The sequence below is a fragment of the Luteibacter yeojuensis genome, from assembly GCF_011742875.1.
GTDB lineage: Bacteria > Pseudomonadota > Gammaproteobacteria > Xanthomonadales > Rhodanobacteraceae > Luteibacter > Luteibacter yeojuensis.
This window is the reverse complement of the sequence record NZ_JAAQTL010000001.1, coordinates 557,865-573,327: the sequence shown is the minus strand read 5'-3', so window position 1 is coordinate 573,327 and position 15,463 is coordinate 557,865. Positions and strand designations below refer to the sequence as shown.

Annotated in this window: 10 protein-coding genes; 7 read left to right on the top strand and 3 right to left on the bottom strand. The window is 68.1% G+C overall.

All coding sequences use genetic code 11. The annotated features are described in order from the left end of the window. Window positions 1-49: 49 nt before the first annotated feature. Window positions 50-2,587, bottom strand: a complete 2,538-nt coding sequence (gene mgtA / locus HBF32_RS02450; protein WP_166698041.1) for a magnesium-translocating P-type ATPase — start codon at window positions 2,585-2,587, stop codon at window positions 50-52. Window positions 2,588-2,995: 408 nt separating this feature from the next. On the opposite strand from mgtA, the gene pgaA reads away from it, so the two are divergent. From pgaA to pgaD, 4 genes are read left to right on the top strand one after another with little or no spacing between them, the layout of a single operon-like run. Next, the gene (pgaA, locus tag HBF32_RS02445) at window positions 2,996-5,065 is read left to right on the top strand and encodes a poly-beta-1,6 N-acetyl-D-glucosamine export porin PgaA (protein WP_166698040.1); all 2,070 of its coding nucleotides are present in this window, start codon (window positions 2,996-2,998) and stop codon (window positions 5,063-5,065) included. 5 nt (window positions 5,066-5,070) lie between these two features. Then, complete coding sequence (gene pgaB, locus HBF32_RS02440; RefSeq protein ID WP_166698039.1) at window positions 5,071-6,945, top strand: poly-beta-1,6-N-acetyl-D-glucosamine N-deacetylase PgaB; 1,875 nt, start codon at window positions 5,071-5,073, stop codon at window positions 6,943-6,945. Beyond that, window positions 6,942-8,192, top strand: a complete 1,251-nt coding sequence (pgaC, locus tag HBF32_RS02435) for a poly-beta-1,6-N-acetyl-D-glucosamine synthase (protein WP_166698038.1) — start codon at window positions 6,942-6,944, stop codon at window positions 8,190-8,192. The genes pgaB and pgaC overlap by 4 nt, the downstream gene beginning before the upstream one ends. After that, window positions 8,189-8,632, top strand: coding sequence for a poly-beta-1,6-N-acetyl-D-glucosamine biosynthesis protein PgaD (gene pgaD, locus HBF32_RS02430; RefSeq protein WP_166698037.1), 444 nt, complete (start codon window positions 8,189-8,191; stop codon window positions 8,630-8,632). The genes pgaC and pgaD overlap by 4 nt, the downstream gene beginning before the upstream one ends. A gap of 139 nt (window positions 8,633-8,771) precedes the next feature. Here pgaD and egtB read toward each other — a convergent pair whose 3' ends face one another. Together egtB and HBF32_RS02420 are read right to left on the bottom strand one after the other, a co-directional pair. Beyond that, complete coding sequence (egtB, locus tag HBF32_RS19575; RefSeq protein ID WP_166698036.1) at window positions 8,772-10,940, bottom strand: ergothioneine biosynthesis protein EgtB; 2,169 nt, start codon at window positions 10,938-10,940, stop codon at window positions 8,772-8,774. Between the two features lie 23 nt (window positions 10,941-10,963). Beyond that, window positions 10,964-11,341 (bottom strand): DUF427 domain-containing protein, encoded by a 378-nt coding sequence (locus HBF32_RS02420; RefSeq protein WP_166698035.1) that lies wholly within the window; start codon window positions 11,339-11,341, stop codon window positions 10,964-10,966. 241 nt (window positions 11,342-11,582) lie between these two features. Between HBF32_RS02420 and HBF32_RS02415 the strand changes: the two genes are divergently transcribed. The 3 genes from HBF32_RS02415 to HBF32_RS02405 are packed head-to-tail and all read left to right on the top strand — an operon-like array spanning window position 11,583 to window position 15,462. Next, on the top strand, window positions 11,583-13,094 hold the full coding sequence (locus HBF32_RS02415; RefSeq protein ID WP_166698034.1) for a GGDEF domain-containing protein: 1,512 nt from the start codon (window positions 11,583-11,585) through the stop codon (window positions 13,092-13,094). Between the two features lie 56 nt (window positions 13,095-13,150). Beyond that, window positions 13,151-14,896, top strand: a complete 1,746-nt coding sequence (locus HBF32_RS02410; RefSeq protein WP_240147778.1) for a vWA domain-containing protein — start codon at window positions 13,151-13,153, stop codon at window positions 14,894-14,896. 11 nt (window positions 14,897-14,907) lie between these two features. Further along, window positions 14,908-15,462 (top strand): RNA polymerase sigma factor, encoded by a 555-nt coding sequence (locus tag HBF32_RS02405; RefSeq protein ID WP_166698033.1) that lies wholly within the window; start codon window positions 14,908-14,910, stop codon window positions 15,460-15,462. Window position 15,463 lies beyond the last annotated feature (1 nt).

Here is a 15,463-nt window from a genome sequence, read left to right as displayed (position 1 = left end):
ATACCGCGACCGGCGCGCGACACTCCGGCGCATCGGACGACCCGACGTGTCAGCTGCGGAGCCTCGGTCGATAGAACATGCGCTTGCTCGCCTCCGACACGACCACGTACAGCGCGGTGATTCCCAGGATCGCCGCAAGGACCGGCGCCGGGAGCGGCACGAAGCCGAACAGGCCGGCTCCCGGCAGGAACGGCAAGGCGATCGCCAGCGGCATCATCGCGGCCGTGCTCCACCGCAGGAACCCTCCCGGGCGGCTTCGATAGAACGGGCGATAGGTGCGTATCACCAGGAGGATCCACAACTCCGTGAGCAACGACTCCAGGAACCATCCGGTACGAAAGATCACCGGATCGCCACCGGCCATGGTCAGAAGGACGACGAAGGTGACCAGGTCGAAAGCGGTGCTGATCAGCCCGAAGGTGAGCATCGAGCGGCGGATGAGCCGGATGTCCCAGCGATGCGGCGTGAGTTTCCACTCGCGATCGACGTTGTCGCCGGCGATACCCATCGCGGGGATGTCGGACAGCAGGTTGTTGAGGAGGATCTGCTTGGCCAGCAACGGCAGGAAAGGCAGGTACAGCGAAGCCAGCGCCATGCTGACCATGTTGCCGAAGTTGGCGCTGGTGGTGATGAAGATGTACTTGATGGTATTGGCGAACGTGTGCCGCCCTTCGTCGATGCCGCGGCGAATGACGTCCAGGTCGTGCTCCAGCAGCACGAAATCGGCGGCGTCCTTGGCCACGTCCACGGCCGAATCGACCGAGATACCGACATCGGCCGCGTGCAGGGCGGGTGCATCGTTGATGCCGTCGCCGAGGTAACCCACCACGTGCCCGGTTTTCTGGAGGGCGGTGATGATCCGTTCCTTCTGGTTCGGTTCGATCTCGGCGAAGAGTGTCGTCGACATGGCCCGATGCCAGAGGGCCTCGTCGCCGAGTTCCCGCAAGTCGCCGCCGGTGAGGATCCCCTTCACCGGCATGCCGATGGCCTCGGCCACATGCCGGGCCACGAACCGGTTGTCGCCGGTGACGATTTTCACTTCGACGCCCAGGATGCCCAGCGCCGTCAACGTTCCGCAAACCTGTGGCTCGGGCGGATCGAAGAAGAGCAGGAACCCGATGAGGGTCATCCCCGCCTCGTCCCCCGGATCGTATCGCTCCCTGACGGGCACGGACTTCGATGCCACGGCAAGGACACGATAGCCCTGGGCGCTCCAATCGACGAATCGTTTCATCAGCGCCGTCCGGACGCCTTCGTCGAGGGCCACCTCCCGGCGATCTATCCTGGCGGAAGCGCACGCGTCGAAGACGTTCTCCACCGCGCCCTTCGTGACCAGCATCGCCTGCACCGGCGAGGGGGTGTTCACTATCACCGTGAGGCGCCGCCGCTGGAAGTCATACGGTATCTCGTCGATCTTGCTGCCGGCATCCCGTGGAAGCCCGTCGCGCTCGCCGCGCGCCACCACCGCGTCGTCCAGCGCATTGCGTATGCCGGTCTGCAGGCGTGCGTTGAGCACCGCCAGCCGCAGTACCTCCGCCGCGGGCTGGCCGTCGGCATCGACGGCCGCATCGAGTTCGATCACCCCGCGGGTGAGCGTTCCCGTCTTGTCCGTGCAGAGCACGTCCATGCTTCCGAGGTTCTCGATGGCGTTCAGACGCTTCACGATCACCCCTTCGCGCGCCATCGCCCGCGCTCCGTACGAGAGCGTGATGGTAAGGATGGCCGGCAACAGCTCCGGCGAAAGTCCCACCGCCAGCGCGGCAGCGAAGAGAAGCGTGTCGATCGTCGGCCGGTGCATGACGATGTGGATCGCCAGCACCGCCACCACCACGATCAGCATCAGGCGGATCAACAGACCGCCGAACCGGCGCAGTCCCCGCTCGAATTCGGTTTCCGGCGGCCGCAGCACGAGTCGCCTGGCGATCGCGCCGAAGACCGTCGCCCGGCCGGTGTCGACGGCGACGACGCGGGCCCAGCCGCTGCGCACCGAGGTGCCCATGAACACGCAGTTGTCCCGAGCGGCCAGGCCCGATTCGACGGCGCATGTACCCGGCCGCTTTTCGACGGGAAGGGTCTCGCCCGTCAGCATGGCCTGGTTGACGTAGCAACTGCGCGCGTCGAGCACCAGCGCGTCGACGGGCACCAGCGCACCCGCCGAGAGTTCGATGATGTCCCCGGGAACGACCTGCTCGGCCCGGATCGCCTGCAAGGCTCCGTCGCGGATCACGTTGGCCGTCACGGTGACGCGCCGCCGCAAGGCCTCGATGGCGACCGACGCGCGGTACTCCTGGATGAAGCTGAGCACCGCGGTCAGGAGCACGATACCGAGGACGATCCAGGCCTCCACCCACTCGCGGACAAGCAACGACACCAGGGCCGCCACCACCAGGATGATGACGAGCGGGCTGGAAAAACGGCTGAGCAGCAGGCTGAGCCAGGGCCGTGCCGCTGGCCCGGTCAGTGCGTTGTGCCCGAATTGCTTCAGGCGCTGGGTCGCCGACGAAGCCGTCAAGCCGTCGACGCGCGAATCCAGCGCGGCAAGCACCTCTGCGGCAGGTCGCGCCCAATAACGCTCGACATGACTCATCGCCGCTCCCGCTCGTCAGGCGTACGTCCTCTACGGACATACGGTGCCCGTCGATCAAGGGGCTACCGTAAGGCGGGGCACGCCGCTGCCGGTTGACCCACATCAAGAAGGCACCCGCCTCGGGGACCCGTCATTCCCGCGTCATCCCCGGCAGGTGGCGCATGGCCGGCGGGCCATGCCGCGTCACCACGTTCGGTCAGTGAGCGTTTTCGGCATGTCCCGGCCTATATCTTTCGGCCTATGCCCGATAGCCATGTAAACCGGCGTCCCGATCGGGTGTCGCTGGCACGCTGTTTGCGGCGACAATATCGGGCTGGGTCGCCGACGTAGGGACGTCGCGATACCTTTTCTTCACCGCCGTCGCCGGAACGTCAGTTCACGGGGGCCGAAAGGAAGCTGGTTGGCAGGATGAAACTGAATTCGACGACATGCCCGCGCGCCGCACGGGTGTCACGGGCGCGGCTGTGCCTGGCCTTGCTGCTGGCGGTCCACGGGCCGCTCGCGCTGGCGGCGGACCACGCCGCGGAACGCGACGCGCTGATGGCCACGGCGCGCCAGGAGCGCGATGCGGGACACCGCGTCGACGCCCTTGCCCATTGTCAGGCCGTGCTCGAACGCTGGCCGGGCGACCGCGAGGCGCAGGCGCTCAACGTCGCTTTGTTGACGGAGCTGGGGGCCAGCACGCGCGCCGGGGAACTGGCAGCCAGCCTGCAACCGGGGCTGTCCATGGCCGAACGCAACCGCCTGGGCGCGGACCGCGTGGCCGAGGAAATCCGCTGGGCGGACGGTGAGCCTGCCGACCCTTTCCACCCTTACGTGGAAGCCGACAAGTCCGTGGAGGACGCACGCCGCGTCGCCGACGATCCGCAGCTCCCCTCCGACCTGCGCCGGCGCGCCGGCTTCGACCTGCTGGTGGCCCTTTCCCGCGCCGGCCGTCCGGACGAAGCGGTCGCCCGCTACGACGCACTGCATGCGCAAGGCGTGTCCTTGCCTCCCTATGTCGAGCGCGCCGCCGCCGATGCCCTCTTGGCGAAGCGTCGTCCGGCCGAAGCCGCGGCGCTCTACGAGGACAGCATCGCGAAGGACCCCGGTCCCTACGATCCCAGCGAGAGCGAGCCGCGCATCGGCCTGATGTACGCCTACCTCGAGTCGGGGCAGACGCAAAAGGCCTTCCGGACCATCGACGAGCTGGCCTCGAAGGAGACGCCGTGGATCCGGGTGCCTGGCAGCGCCCTTCCCATCCAGAACCCGCGCAAGCTCGACGCCGACCTCAACGCTGCCGCCGTGCGCGACTATGTCGACATGCATGCCGATGCCTATGCGCGGCTGGAACCGCTCCATCGCGAAGCGCCGGCGAATGCGCAACTGCGCAGCGAACTCGGCATGACCGAACTGGCCCGCGGCTGGCCCCGCCGTGCCCTGGACGACTTCGACATCGCCCTGACGCTGGATCCCCGCGAAGCCGGTGCCTATGTCGGCAAGGCGAACGCCAGCCGCGTGCTCGACGATTACGCGCCGGTGGATGCCTACCTTGCCGCGGCCCGCTCGCTGGCCGAGCGCAGTCCGCGCGTCGACCGCGCGCAGGCATCGTGGGATCGCGAGCGCGGCTGGCAGTTCGACGTCGAGGCCGAGCGCGGCAAGGGCTCCAGTCCGGACTTCGGCGACCGCGACGGCAGCACCCAGGCCACGATCGCCAGCCCCCTGATCGACAATCACTGGCGCGTCATCGCCCTCGGACGCTATTCGACCGCCGATCTTCCCGAAGGCAACGTGCGACGCAGCCGCGCGGGCGTGGGCATCCGCGCTTACACCCGTGGCCTCGAGGCCTATGTGCAGGCCCTGCCGTCCACGGATCGCTATGTCGGCAAGACGGCCATCGAGGCGGGCTTCGACTGGTCGCTGAGCGATCGCTGGGCCTGGTCCGCCGACTACAGCACGGCAGGCGACGACACGCCGCTGCGCGCGCAGTTCTATGGCATTTCCGCGAAGACGCTCGACACCACCGTCACCTGGCGCGTGAGCGAGCTGACCCAGGCGCGGCTTGGCCTGTCGCGCGACGACTTCAGCGACGGCAACCGGCGTACCGGATGGCTGGCATCGATCGTCCGGCGCATGCATACGTCGCCGAACCTGGCGCTGGACGGCGGCGTGGAACTCGGCGGCTCGATGAATACCCGCACTGACCGCCCTTACTTCAACCCTCGCCGCGACTGGAGCTACGCGCTCACCGGCCGGCTCGAAAACGTGCTCGGCCAGTTCTACGAACGCAGCGTCACCCAGCGCATCGACGCCGCCGTCGGCCAGTACGCCGAACGCGGCTACGCCACCGGCTGGATGGCGTCGCTGCGCTACGGCCAGATCGTCCAGACCGGCCCCGGGTTCCACGTCGGCTGGGGCATCGGCTGGCACAACCAACCCTACGACGGGCGCCGCGAGCATCGCGTCGTCCTCGACCTGACCCTGCACTGGGGAGAATGAGAGTCATGCGTCCGCTGTCGATCCTGCTTGCCCTGCTGGGGCTCGCGCTTCCCGCGTTCGCGCAGCAGGCCGCCCCCGCGCGGCCCGCCCTGACCGTGCTCGCCTACCACGATGTGCGCGACGACGTCCGCCTGAACGGCGATCGCGATCCCGACGCCCTCAGCACCGACCACCTCGTGGCCCACTTCGAATGGCTCAAGGCGAACGGCTACCACGTCGTCAGCCTCGAACAGGTGGTACAGGCGAGCCATGGCGGCACGCCGCTGCCGAAGGACGCCGTGCTGCTCACCTTCGACGATGGCCTGGAAAGTTTCTACACGCGCGTCTATCCCCTGCTCCGCGCCTATGGCTATCCCGCCGTGCAGGCGCTCGTCGGTTCGTGGATGGACATGCCCGACGGCAAGCGCATGCCGTACAACGGCAGCGACTGCGATCGCTCCTGCTTCCTCACCTGGGACCAGGTGGAGGAGATGCACAAGTCCGGGCTGGTGGAGATCGCTTCGCATACCTGGGGCATGCACCAGGGTCACGATGCCAACCCGCAGGGCAACCTCCTGCCTACGGCGGCATCGCTGAGTTACGACGAAGCCGCGAAGCATTACGAGACTCCCAACGAATACCGCACCCGCCTTCGTGCCGACCTCGAGCACAGTGCCGCCGAGATCGCGAGCCACACCGGCGTGCGTCCGCGTGCCCTCGCGTGGCCGTACGGCGAGTACACCCGCGTGGGCCGGGACGTGGCCGCCGAGGTGGGCATGAGGGTCACCTTCAGCCTCAGCGACAACGAACCCAACCTCGTGCCGGGCCGCACCATCCCGCGCCTGCTGGTGAGCGACAACATCACCGCCAACCGGCTTGGCTGGTTGATGCGCCATCAGTTGCAGGTGGACGCCACGCGCACCGTGCAGATCGACCTGGATTACGTCTACGACCCGGATCCGGCGCAGCAGGACCGCAACCTGTCGAAGCTGCTGGACCGGATCAAGCGGATGCACCCGACCGATGTCTGGCTGCAGGCCTATGCCGATCCCGACGGCGACGGCGTCGCGGATGCGGTGTATTTCCCCAACCGCCACCTGCCCGTTCGCGCCGACCTCTTCTCGCGCGTGTCGTGGCAGTTGCGCACCCGCGCGGGGGTGCGCGTATATGCCTGGATGCCTGTGCTGGCCTTCCGCTTCCCCGGCGGCGAAAAGCTGCCGACGCTCGCCGGCGAGCCGAAGCCGGGGGGCGACCACTACCGCCTCGCACCGTACGATCCGAAAGTGCGCGCGACGATCGGCGACGTCTACGAGGACCTCGCCATGTACACCGACACGGCCGGTGTCCTGTTCTCCGACGACGCCTACCTGCGCGACACCGACAACCTGGGTCCCTGGGCGAAGAACACGCCGGCGCAAAACACGCAGGCGCTCATCGACTTCACCCAGGAACTGGTCGCACGCATGCGGCCCTGGCGGCCGCAGTTGCTCACGGCGCGCAACATCTATGCGCGGCCGATCCTGGAGCCGGGCGCCGAGGCGTGGTTCGCGCAGAGCCTGCCGGCGTTCAACCGCGCCTATGGCCTGACCGCGGTCATGGCGATGCCGCAGCTCGACAAGGCGCCGGATCGCCTCGGCTGGTACCGCAGGCTGGTCGCCGCGGTGAAGACCACGCCGGGGGCGATGGAGCGCACGATGTTCGAGTTCGCCGCGCAGGACTGGCGCACGCACACGCCGATCCCCGCCGGCGAGATCGCCGCGCGCATGCGCGCCGTGCAGGCCCTCGGCGCGCGCCACATCGGCTACTACCCGGACGACTTCCTCAACGACCGACCCGCCCTGGACGCCATACGCCCCGCGATTTCGGCATCCGACTATCCCTATCCGGAGCCGGCGCGATGAACGGCGGCATCCTCCACGCCCTCCTCGAGTTCGCCTTCTATTATCCCCTGGTGATGTCGCTCATCTGGATGAGCGGCGGCATCATCTATTTCCTGCGCTGGGAGCGAAGGGAGCCCTCGCGCGTGCGCCCGAGGCCGTTGCCCGACTATCCGATGGTGACCCTCGTCGTGCCCTGCCACAACGAGGGCGCGCAGGTGCGCGAGACGATCGCCCACCTCGCCTCGCAGCAATACCCGAACTTCGAGATCATCGCGATCAACGACGGATCGACGGACGATACCGGCGCGCAGCTCGACCAGCTGATGGACCAGTACCCGGCCCTTCGCGTCATCCACATGTCGAGCAACCAGGGCAAGGCCATGGGCCTGCGCGCCGCGGCGCTCGCCTCGCGTGCAGACTTCCTCGTGTGCGGGGACGGCGACGCCCTGCTCGACGATTACGCGACGCACTGGATGATGATGCACATGCTCGAGAGCCCGCGCGTCGCCGCGGTCACGGGCAACCCGCGCATCCGCAACCGCTCCACGCTCCTGGGCAAGCTCCAGGTGGGCGAGTTCTCCTCCATCATCGGCCTGATCAAGCGCGCCCAGCGCGTGTACGGGCGCATCTTCACGGTCTCCGGCGTCATCGCCTGCTTTCGCAAGAGCGCGCTGCACGATGTCGGTTACTGGAATACCGACATGGTCACCGAGGACATCGACGTGAGCTGGCGGCTGCAGATGCGCCACTGGGAAATCCGCTACGAACCCAACGCGTTGTGCTGGATCCTCATGCCCGAAACGGTGCGCGGCCTGTGGAAGCAGCGCCTGCGCTGGGCCCAGGGCGGGTCCGAGGTGCTGCTCCGTTACACGACGCGATTGTTCAAGTGGCGCCAGCGGCGCATGTGGCCCGTGGCCTTCGAATACGTGATGAGCCTGCTCTGGTCGTACACCATGTCCGTCATCATCCTGCTCTGGGTGCTCGGTTGCTTCATGCCGCTGCCGCCCTCGCTCTACGTCGACACGCTGCTGCCGCAATGGCACGGCGTGGTGCTCGGCGCCATCTGCCTGTTGCAGTTCCTCATCAGCCTGCTGGTCGACCGCCGTTACGAGACGCGCATCGGCCGCAACTACTACTGGATGATCTGGTACCCACTGGTGTACTGGCTGCTCAACACCGCGACCTCCGTGGTCGCGCTGCCCAAGGCGATCATGAAACGCCGCGGCACGCGTGCCATCTGGGTCAGCCCGGACCGGGGACTTCGATGAAAGCCGAAACCATCATCATCCAGCGCCCCGAGCGCCAGTCGACGGCGCAGAGGGCTGCCTTCGCCACGGTCACGGTGTTCGCCTGGCTGTTCTGGGCCTTCCTGTGGCTGCCGCTGCTCACGCTCGGCGCTTGGGCGTTCGGGCTGCGCAACGCGTGGTTGCAACTGCACGTACTCAATCCCATCGGCGACGGCGGCGACATCAATGTCATCCTGCTCGTTGCCGTCCTTTGCGCGGCCGTCTTCAGCAGCTGGTCAGGCTACAACCATGCCCGCTTCGCGGGTAAGCAGAAGCGTCGCGGCAACAAACCGGTGGGCGTCGCGGAGACGGCGGCCGCCATCGGCGCGAGCACCGGCGACGCGTTGAAGATGCAAGGGCATCGGAGGACCGTGGTCGGCGTGAGCCAAGACGGCTTCATGACGGTGCACGAGGCACGCTGACCTGCGGCCGGTTGGCTCGCTCGCCATCTTGTAGGAGCCGCTATAGCGGCGAGAGCAATCTTGCCGCGTAATCGCAAGGCTTCCTCGCCGCTGTAGCGGCTCCTACAAAAAGCACGTGGCCATCGCTGAGGGGACGGACTCAGATGGCTCGCAAGACGAAAACACCGAAGGCCGGATCGGGGGAGATCCACTCCTTCTCGATCCGCCATCCGCCGGCTTCCGCCAAGCGGCCGAACGAAGCCGGGGTGAACTTGTGCGAGTTCTCCGTATGGATCGACTCGCCCGCCTCGAATGCGAAGGCCTGCCCTGCCACCGTCACGCGCTGTGCCTCGCGGCTGACGAGGTGCATCTCGATGCGTTCGAACGCCGGATTCCACACAGCCCGGTGCTCGAACGCCTCGGGCGCGAAGTCGCCGCCGAGTTCGCGGTTGATCCGTACGAGCACGTTGCGATTGAAGGCCGCCGTCACGCCTTCGGCGTCGTCATAGGCAGCCAGCAGCACCTCGAGATCCTTCACCTGGTCCGCGCCGACGATGAATCGGGCATCCGGCCCCAGCCGCCCGCGCACCGAGCGCAGCAGCGCCACGGCTTCGTCCGGCGTGAAGTTGCCGATCGTGGAGCCGGGAAAGAACGCCACCACGGGCCGTCCCGCCAGGGCCTTCGGCACGTCGATCGCATGGGTGAAGTCGGCCACCACCGGATGAACGGCCAGCACGGGATACGCTTCGCGAAGGCGCGCTACCGCCCCTTCCAGCGCGTCGGCGCTGATGTCGACAGGCACATAGGCCGAGATCCAGGGCGCGGCATCGAGCAGCATCCGCGTCTTGTCGCTCGCGCCGCTGCCCAGTTCGAGCAGCACGGCACCCTTGGGAATGGCCTCCGCCAGTGCGGGGGCGATCTCGCGGAGCAAGGCGGTTTCCGTTCGCGTCGGGTAATACTCCGGGGTGACGCAGATGGCCTCGAACAGCGCCGACCCGGCGCCGTCGTAGAAATACTTCGGCGAGAACGCCTTCGGTGTCGCCGTCAGGCCGGCGAGCGTGTCGCGCAGGAACGTCAGGCGCTCGCGATCGGGCGACGAGCCCGGGTCGCGCGCGAGACGCACGCCGCTGAACATCCAGCGCTGCGCGTGCCGGTAGAAGTTGCGGTACGACACGCGCGCATGTCCGGGCGGGGTGACGCTGGCGCCGCCGCGCAACACCATCTGGCCACTCATGAACTTGCCGTTGTATTCGCCCACGGCATCGTCCGCCGCGCGGAATCCCGGATACGGCGCATACGCGCTGGACGTCCATTGCCAGGCCACGTCGTCCACCTGCTCGAGGTCGCCGCGCGAGCGCACGGCATGTTCCCATTCGGCCTCGGTGGGCAGCCGCGCCCCGGCCCAGCGCGCGAACGCGTCGGCCTCGTAGTAGCTGACGTGGGTGACCGGGGCGTCGGGGTCCACCGGACGCCAGCCGCCGGGCGTCATGTGCGACCAGGCCTCGCCGTCGTGCTGCCAGTACAGCGGTGCCTCCCAGCCGTCGGCCTGGCACTGCGCCCAGCCGTCGGAAAGCCACAGGTCCGCCCGGCGGTAACCGCCGAGCGCCATGAAGGCCAGCCACTGGCCATTGGTGACGAGCCGGTCGGCGATCTCGAACGGCTCGAGCCATACGGTGTGCGCGGGTCCCTCGTTATCGAAGGCGAAAACCTCGCCGGTCATGCCGATGCGCACCGGGCCACCGCCCACCGGCCGGAAGCGCCCCGCGGTTCCGGCGGCCGGTGCGCTCCAGGCGGGGTCGAATGCCGGCTTCAGCGGCGACTGCGCGAACAGGTGCTGCATGTCCATCACCAGCAGTTCCTGGTGCTGCTCCTCGTGCGCGAACCCGAGGCGGACCAGCGCTTCCAGCTCCGGCGACAGCTCGCCGGCCAGGAACGCGCGCATGTGCCGGTCCACGTGGCGACGATAGGCCAGCACGCGCTGGCTGGCCGGTCGCGTGAGCAGGCCGCGCAGGGGTCGCGGATGGCGCGGCCCGACGGCCTCGTAGTACGAGTTGAACAGATAGCCGAAATCGGCGTCGAAGACCTGGTAACCCGGCAGGTTCGGCCCGAGCAGGAAGGTCTCGAAGAACCAGGTGGTATGGGCCAGGTGCCACTTCGCCGGGCTGGCGTCGGGCATCGACTGGACGACCATGTCTTCCGGACCCAGTCCTTCCACCAGCGCCTCGGTACGGGCCCGCACGGCGTCGTAGCGGTCGGCGAGCGAAAGCAGGCCTTCGCGGGCCCGGGCGGGGGCGCCGGGCGCCGTGGAGGTATCGATAAGGGCTTGCATGGAAACTCCCTGGGCTGGAACGGTCAGTCCGGCGTGTGCTCGATTTGCACGCGGTCCGGATAGAAGGCGAGGTGGTCGCGGATCGGGGTGACCGCGTCGTGCGGCGCCTCGTAGGACCAGATGGCGTTGACCGATCGTTCCTCGTTGCCGGGCAGGCTGAAATACGAGGCCTCGCCCTTGTACGGACAATACGTGTGGTGCTCGGTCCGGCGCAGGGCGGCCATGTCCGCATCCTCGCGGGGGATGTAGAACACGGGCGGATAGCTGGCTTCGCGCAGGACCAGTGCGTTACGGGTATCGGCGACGACGCGGTCGCCGAAGCGGACGACCACCCGGCCCCCGGAGGGCTTCACCGAGATCGGGTGATCGGGGCCGGGGATCCTGACGGGACGTGAGGACATGGCGGGCTCCTTCGTGACGGCTAGTTCGGACATCCTGCGACCCGAAGGCGGCGAATCCAAGCCGACAAACGGGAACAGGTGACATTACCAGGCCGCAAAGGTAACGGTCTTGGACCGCCCACGCACTTTTGACAGGCCATGCCGTCCCGCTCCACCATGGCGCCATGGGCGCCAGGGACCCTCAATATCCGCTCCATCCGGCCGATATGACTATCGTGTTGCAGATGGCGGGAGGCTCGCCATGAAAGCGCTTGTCGTCGCGGCGGCCATCGTCGCCATCCATGCGGTCGGGCTGACGGTATTGCCCGTATTCGGCATGACCCTCTCCTATACCTTCTTTTTCTCCGTCGCGGCCCTGGCCATGGTCAGCGTCGTGGTCGCGTGGCGACGGTCGGGCATGCCGGGCGACCGGCGCTGGTGGCTGCTACTCGCCAGCCTTGCCCTCTGGACGGTGGGCATGTCGCTTTCGGCGCGGCAAAACTACGTCCTGGAGAACTCCAATCCCGCGCCCGGCGACAGCATGTTCTTCTACATCCTGTACGTGCTGCCGGTGCTCGTGGCCGTCTCGTCCGCACCGGTGGCGGCACGCAAGAAGTGGGCGATGGCCATCGACCTGGTGCTGGCCACGCTGCTGGGCGTGCTTTTCTACATACGCACCTTCTCCATCGTCTCGGTCGAGGGCGCCATCGGCACCCAGGCGGCGGTGGACGTCGCGTACATGCTCGACTTCGAGAACGCCTGCCTGGCCATTGCCGCCCTGCTCCGCTACGTCGCGACCGATCGCGCGGACGACCACTTCTTCTTCCGCGGCGTCACGGCGTTCTTTGTCACCTATGCCCTGTCCGGCTACTTCTACAACCACTACGTGGCCCTCGGAGGGCATCCCGAATTCGGCACCTCGCCCTGGGACACACTGCTCGACCTGCCCTTCCTCGTGCTGTTCGTCGCCGCCGTGACGCACCTGCCGCGACGCCACTGGCATCCGCCGGTCTACCTCGTGCGCTTCGTGCAGAGCGCAAGCCCCACCTTCCTCGCGATGAGCGTGCTCGGCTTCGGGCTGATGGTGATCCCCGGCTATCCCGTCCTGGGCATTGGCGGCGCCATCGCGGCCGTCGTCGGCATCGGCCTCCGCGGCACCCTGGCCCAGGTGGACCTGGTGGAAGAGGAGTTCCGGCTCGCCCGCAGCCGCGACGAGCTGCAGGGCCTGGTGTTCGTCGACAGCCTCACCGGACTGGCCAACCGCCGGGCGCTCGACGAACGCCTGCTGCGCGAGTGGCACCGGCCGGGACAGCAGGAGCCCATCGCGCTGCTGATGATCGACGTCGACCATTTCAAGGAATTCAACGACCGTTACGGCCACCTCGCCGGCGACGACTGCCTGCGCTCGCTTGCCGCCGCGCTCGTCGGTCACGGCCTGCGCGCCGGCGACTTCATCGCCCGGTTCGGCGGCGAGGAATTTGCCGTGGTGGCGCCGGGCACCCCGTTGCCCGCGGCCGTCGCGCTCGCGGACGCCCTGCGGAAGCAGGTCGAAGCGTTGGCCATCGCCCATCCGTTGAGTCCCTTCGGCATCGTGACCATCAGCATTGGCGTCGCCGCGGCGCATGCCACGACCGAAAGCGGGCCGCTCGACCTCCTCAACGCGGCCGACCGTGCGCTGTATCGTGCCAAGCAGTCGGGCCGCAACCGCGTCGGCAGCCAGGACGACGCCCGCAACAACGCCGTGCGCCTCGACGGATCGCGCTACCTCGGTTAACCCCGTTTCACCCGTTCCTGCGTTTCACGTCATGTCCCCCAACGAGGTCATGCACGATGAACACGCTCCGTGTCACCCTGCCCCTGCTCTTCGCCGGCCTGGTCGCCGGTGCCGGCGTGCTCGCTTCCGACGGCCCCGCCGCCCGGTCGCCGCAGGCACGGTCCCTTCCGGAAACCACCGCGGACTGCATGCCCGGCGGCGGCGCCCTCTATCGCCGCCTGGCCGGCCGGGCCACATCGTCCGTCCCGGCACCGCCGCCGATGCCCGTGGCGTCCCCCAGTCCGGCGCCGCTCCTGTCGCCCGGGGTCGCGCCCCAGGCCATGGCCGAGGCCAAGCTGGCCGCCGCTCCCGCGGGCCGTTTTGCTCCGTTGCCGCGGGACATGCCCGAGCGCGAGAATTACGCGCATCGCGACGCGAATCCGGTGCACCTCGCCGCGACCGATCCCGTCTCCACCTTCGGCCTGGACGTCGACACCGGTTCGTACACGAACGTGCGCCGCATGCTCGACGAAGGCCGGTTGCCGCCGGCGGACGCCGTGCGCACCGAGGAATTCATCAACTACTTCGACTACGGCTATGCACCGCCGACGACGAAGGCCCGGCCCTTCAGCGTGACCACGGAACTGGCGCCGGCACCGTGGAACGCGGATCGCCGGTTGTTGCTCGTGGGCGTGCAGGGCTACGAAGTCCCCGCCGCGGAAATCCCGGCAGCGAACCTCGTCTTCCTCGTGGATGTCTCCGGTTCGATGGACGCGCCGGACAAGCTGCCGCTGCTGAAGGCCTCGCTGAGGCAGATCGTCCCGAAACTGCGTGCGCGGGACCGGATCTCGCTGGTGACCTACGCGGGAGCCACCTGCGTGGCGCTGCCCTCCACCCCCGGCGACCAGCACGCCAGGATCGTCGCCGCCATCGACGCACTCGGCGCCGGCGGTTCCACCAACGGCGCGGCGGGCATCGACCTCGCCTATGCGCAGGCCGCGAAGGGATTCATCAAGGGCGGGGTGAACCGCGTGATCCTCGCCACCGACGGGGACTTCAACGTCGGCACCGTGGGCGTCAAGGCGCTTTCCGACCGCATTGCCGAGAAGCGCAAGAGCGGTATCGCGCTGACGACCCTCGGCTTCGGCGAGGGCAACTACAACGACGACATGGCCGTGGAACTCGCCGATGCCGGCAACGGCAGCCACCATTACATCGACAGCCTCGCCGAGGGGCGTCGCGTGCTGGTGGACGAGATGTCCGCGACCCTCCTGACGATCGCGAAGGACGTGAAGGTCCAGGTCGAATTCAATCCCGCCGTGGTCGCGGAGTACCGCCTCGTCGGCTACGAGAAGCGCGTACTCGCACGCGAGGATTTCAACAACGACGCCGTGGACGCGGGCGACATCGGCGCGGGCGCGAACGTCACCGCGCTGTACGAGATCACCTTGAAAGGAGCGAAAGGCGCGCGCATCGCCCCCCTGCGCTACGGCGCGGCGACGGAAAGCCGCGGATCGGGTGAGCTTGCCTTCCTGCGGCTTCGCTACAAGGCACCCGGCGACGGCAAGAGCCAGCTGATCGAACAGCCGATCCCCGCGGACGTGGCGCCAGGCGCCAGCGAGCGCCTCCGCTTCGCGGCCGCCGTCGCCGCGTTCGCCGAGAACCTGCGCGGCGGCAAATACGCGGACGGGTTCGGTTACGACAAGGTGGCGACGCTCGCGCGCGGCGCGCTCGGCGCAGACGAAGGCGGATACCGTGCGGGCATGGCCAGGCTGGCGGATATCGCCGATGCCATGCAGACGCCAAAGGCCGCGATGCCGTAACCTCCCCCGCCATGGACGCACCCCTGGCCGACGACGGCGGTTTGATGCTCGCCTGGGCGGGCGGGGATGCGGCCGCCTTCGGCGAGCTTTATGCGCGGCACAAGGGCCCTCTCTACCGGTTCCTGCTGAAGACGGTGAAGGACCGGGCGATCGCGGACGAACTGTTCCAGGAGACCTGGAGCCGCGTGATCGCCGCCCGGCAGCGCTACCGGCCCGACGCGAAGTTCGGCACCTGGCTGCTGCAGATTGCGCACAACCTCGCCGTGGACACCTTCCGCCGGCAGCGGCCGCAGGCCGGCGCGGCGGAAACCGAGGCCGTGTTCGCTGCGCAGGCGGCGCCCGAGCGGGAGCAGCCCGAGCATGCGCTGTCGGATTTCGAACTGCGCCGGCGCATGCAGCGGGCGATCGAATCGCTTTCCGACGAACAGCGCACCGCGTTCGTGCTACGCATGGAGAACGAACTTTCCCTGGAGGACATCGCCACCGTGACCGGCGTCGGGAAGGAGACGGCGAAATCGCGCCTCCGCTACGCCATGGTCCGGATCCGAGAACTCGTTGCCGACTGAC

Excerpts from the sequence above, each read along its gene's own strand:
- mgtA (WP_166698041.1), bottom strand. The coding sequence starts at position 2,587 with ATGAGTCATGTCGAGCGTTATTGGGCGCGACCTGCCGCAGAGGTGCTT.
- pgaD (WP_166698037.1), top strand. The coding sequence starts at position 8,189 with ATGAAAGCCGAAACCATCATCATCCAGCGCCCCGAGCGCCAGTCGACG.
- HBF32_RS02415 (WP_166698034.1), top strand. The coding sequence starts at position 11,583 with ATGAAAGCGCTTGTCGTCGCGGCGGCCATCGTCGCCATCCATGCGGTC.
- pgaB (WP_166698039.1), top strand. The coding sequence starts at position 5,071 with ATGCGTCCGCTGTCGATCCTGCTTGCCCTGCTGGGGCTCGCGCTTCCC.
- egtB (WP_166698036.1), bottom strand. The coding sequence starts at position 10,940 with ATGCAAGCCCTTATCGATACCTCCACGGCGCCCGGCGCCCCCGCCCGG.
- pgaA (WP_166698040.1), top strand. The coding sequence starts at position 2,996 with ATGAAACTGAATTCGACGACATGCCCGCGCGCCGCACGGGTGTCACGG.
- HBF32_RS02405 (WP_166698033.1), top strand. The coding sequence starts at position 14,908 with ATGGACGCACCCCTGGCCGACGACGGCGGTTTGATGCTCGCCTGGGCG.
- HBF32_RS02410 (WP_240147778.1), top strand. The coding sequence starts at position 13,151 with ATGAACACGCTCCGTGTCACCCTGCCCCTGCTCTTCGCCGGCCTGGTC.
- HBF32_RS02420 (WP_166698035.1), bottom strand. The coding sequence starts at position 11,341 with ATGTCCTCACGTCCCGTCAGGATCCCCGGCCCCGATCACCCGATCTCG.
- pgaC (WP_166698038.1), top strand. The coding sequence starts at position 6,942 with ATGAACGGCGGCATCCTCCACGCCCTCCTCGAGTTCGCCTTCTATTAT.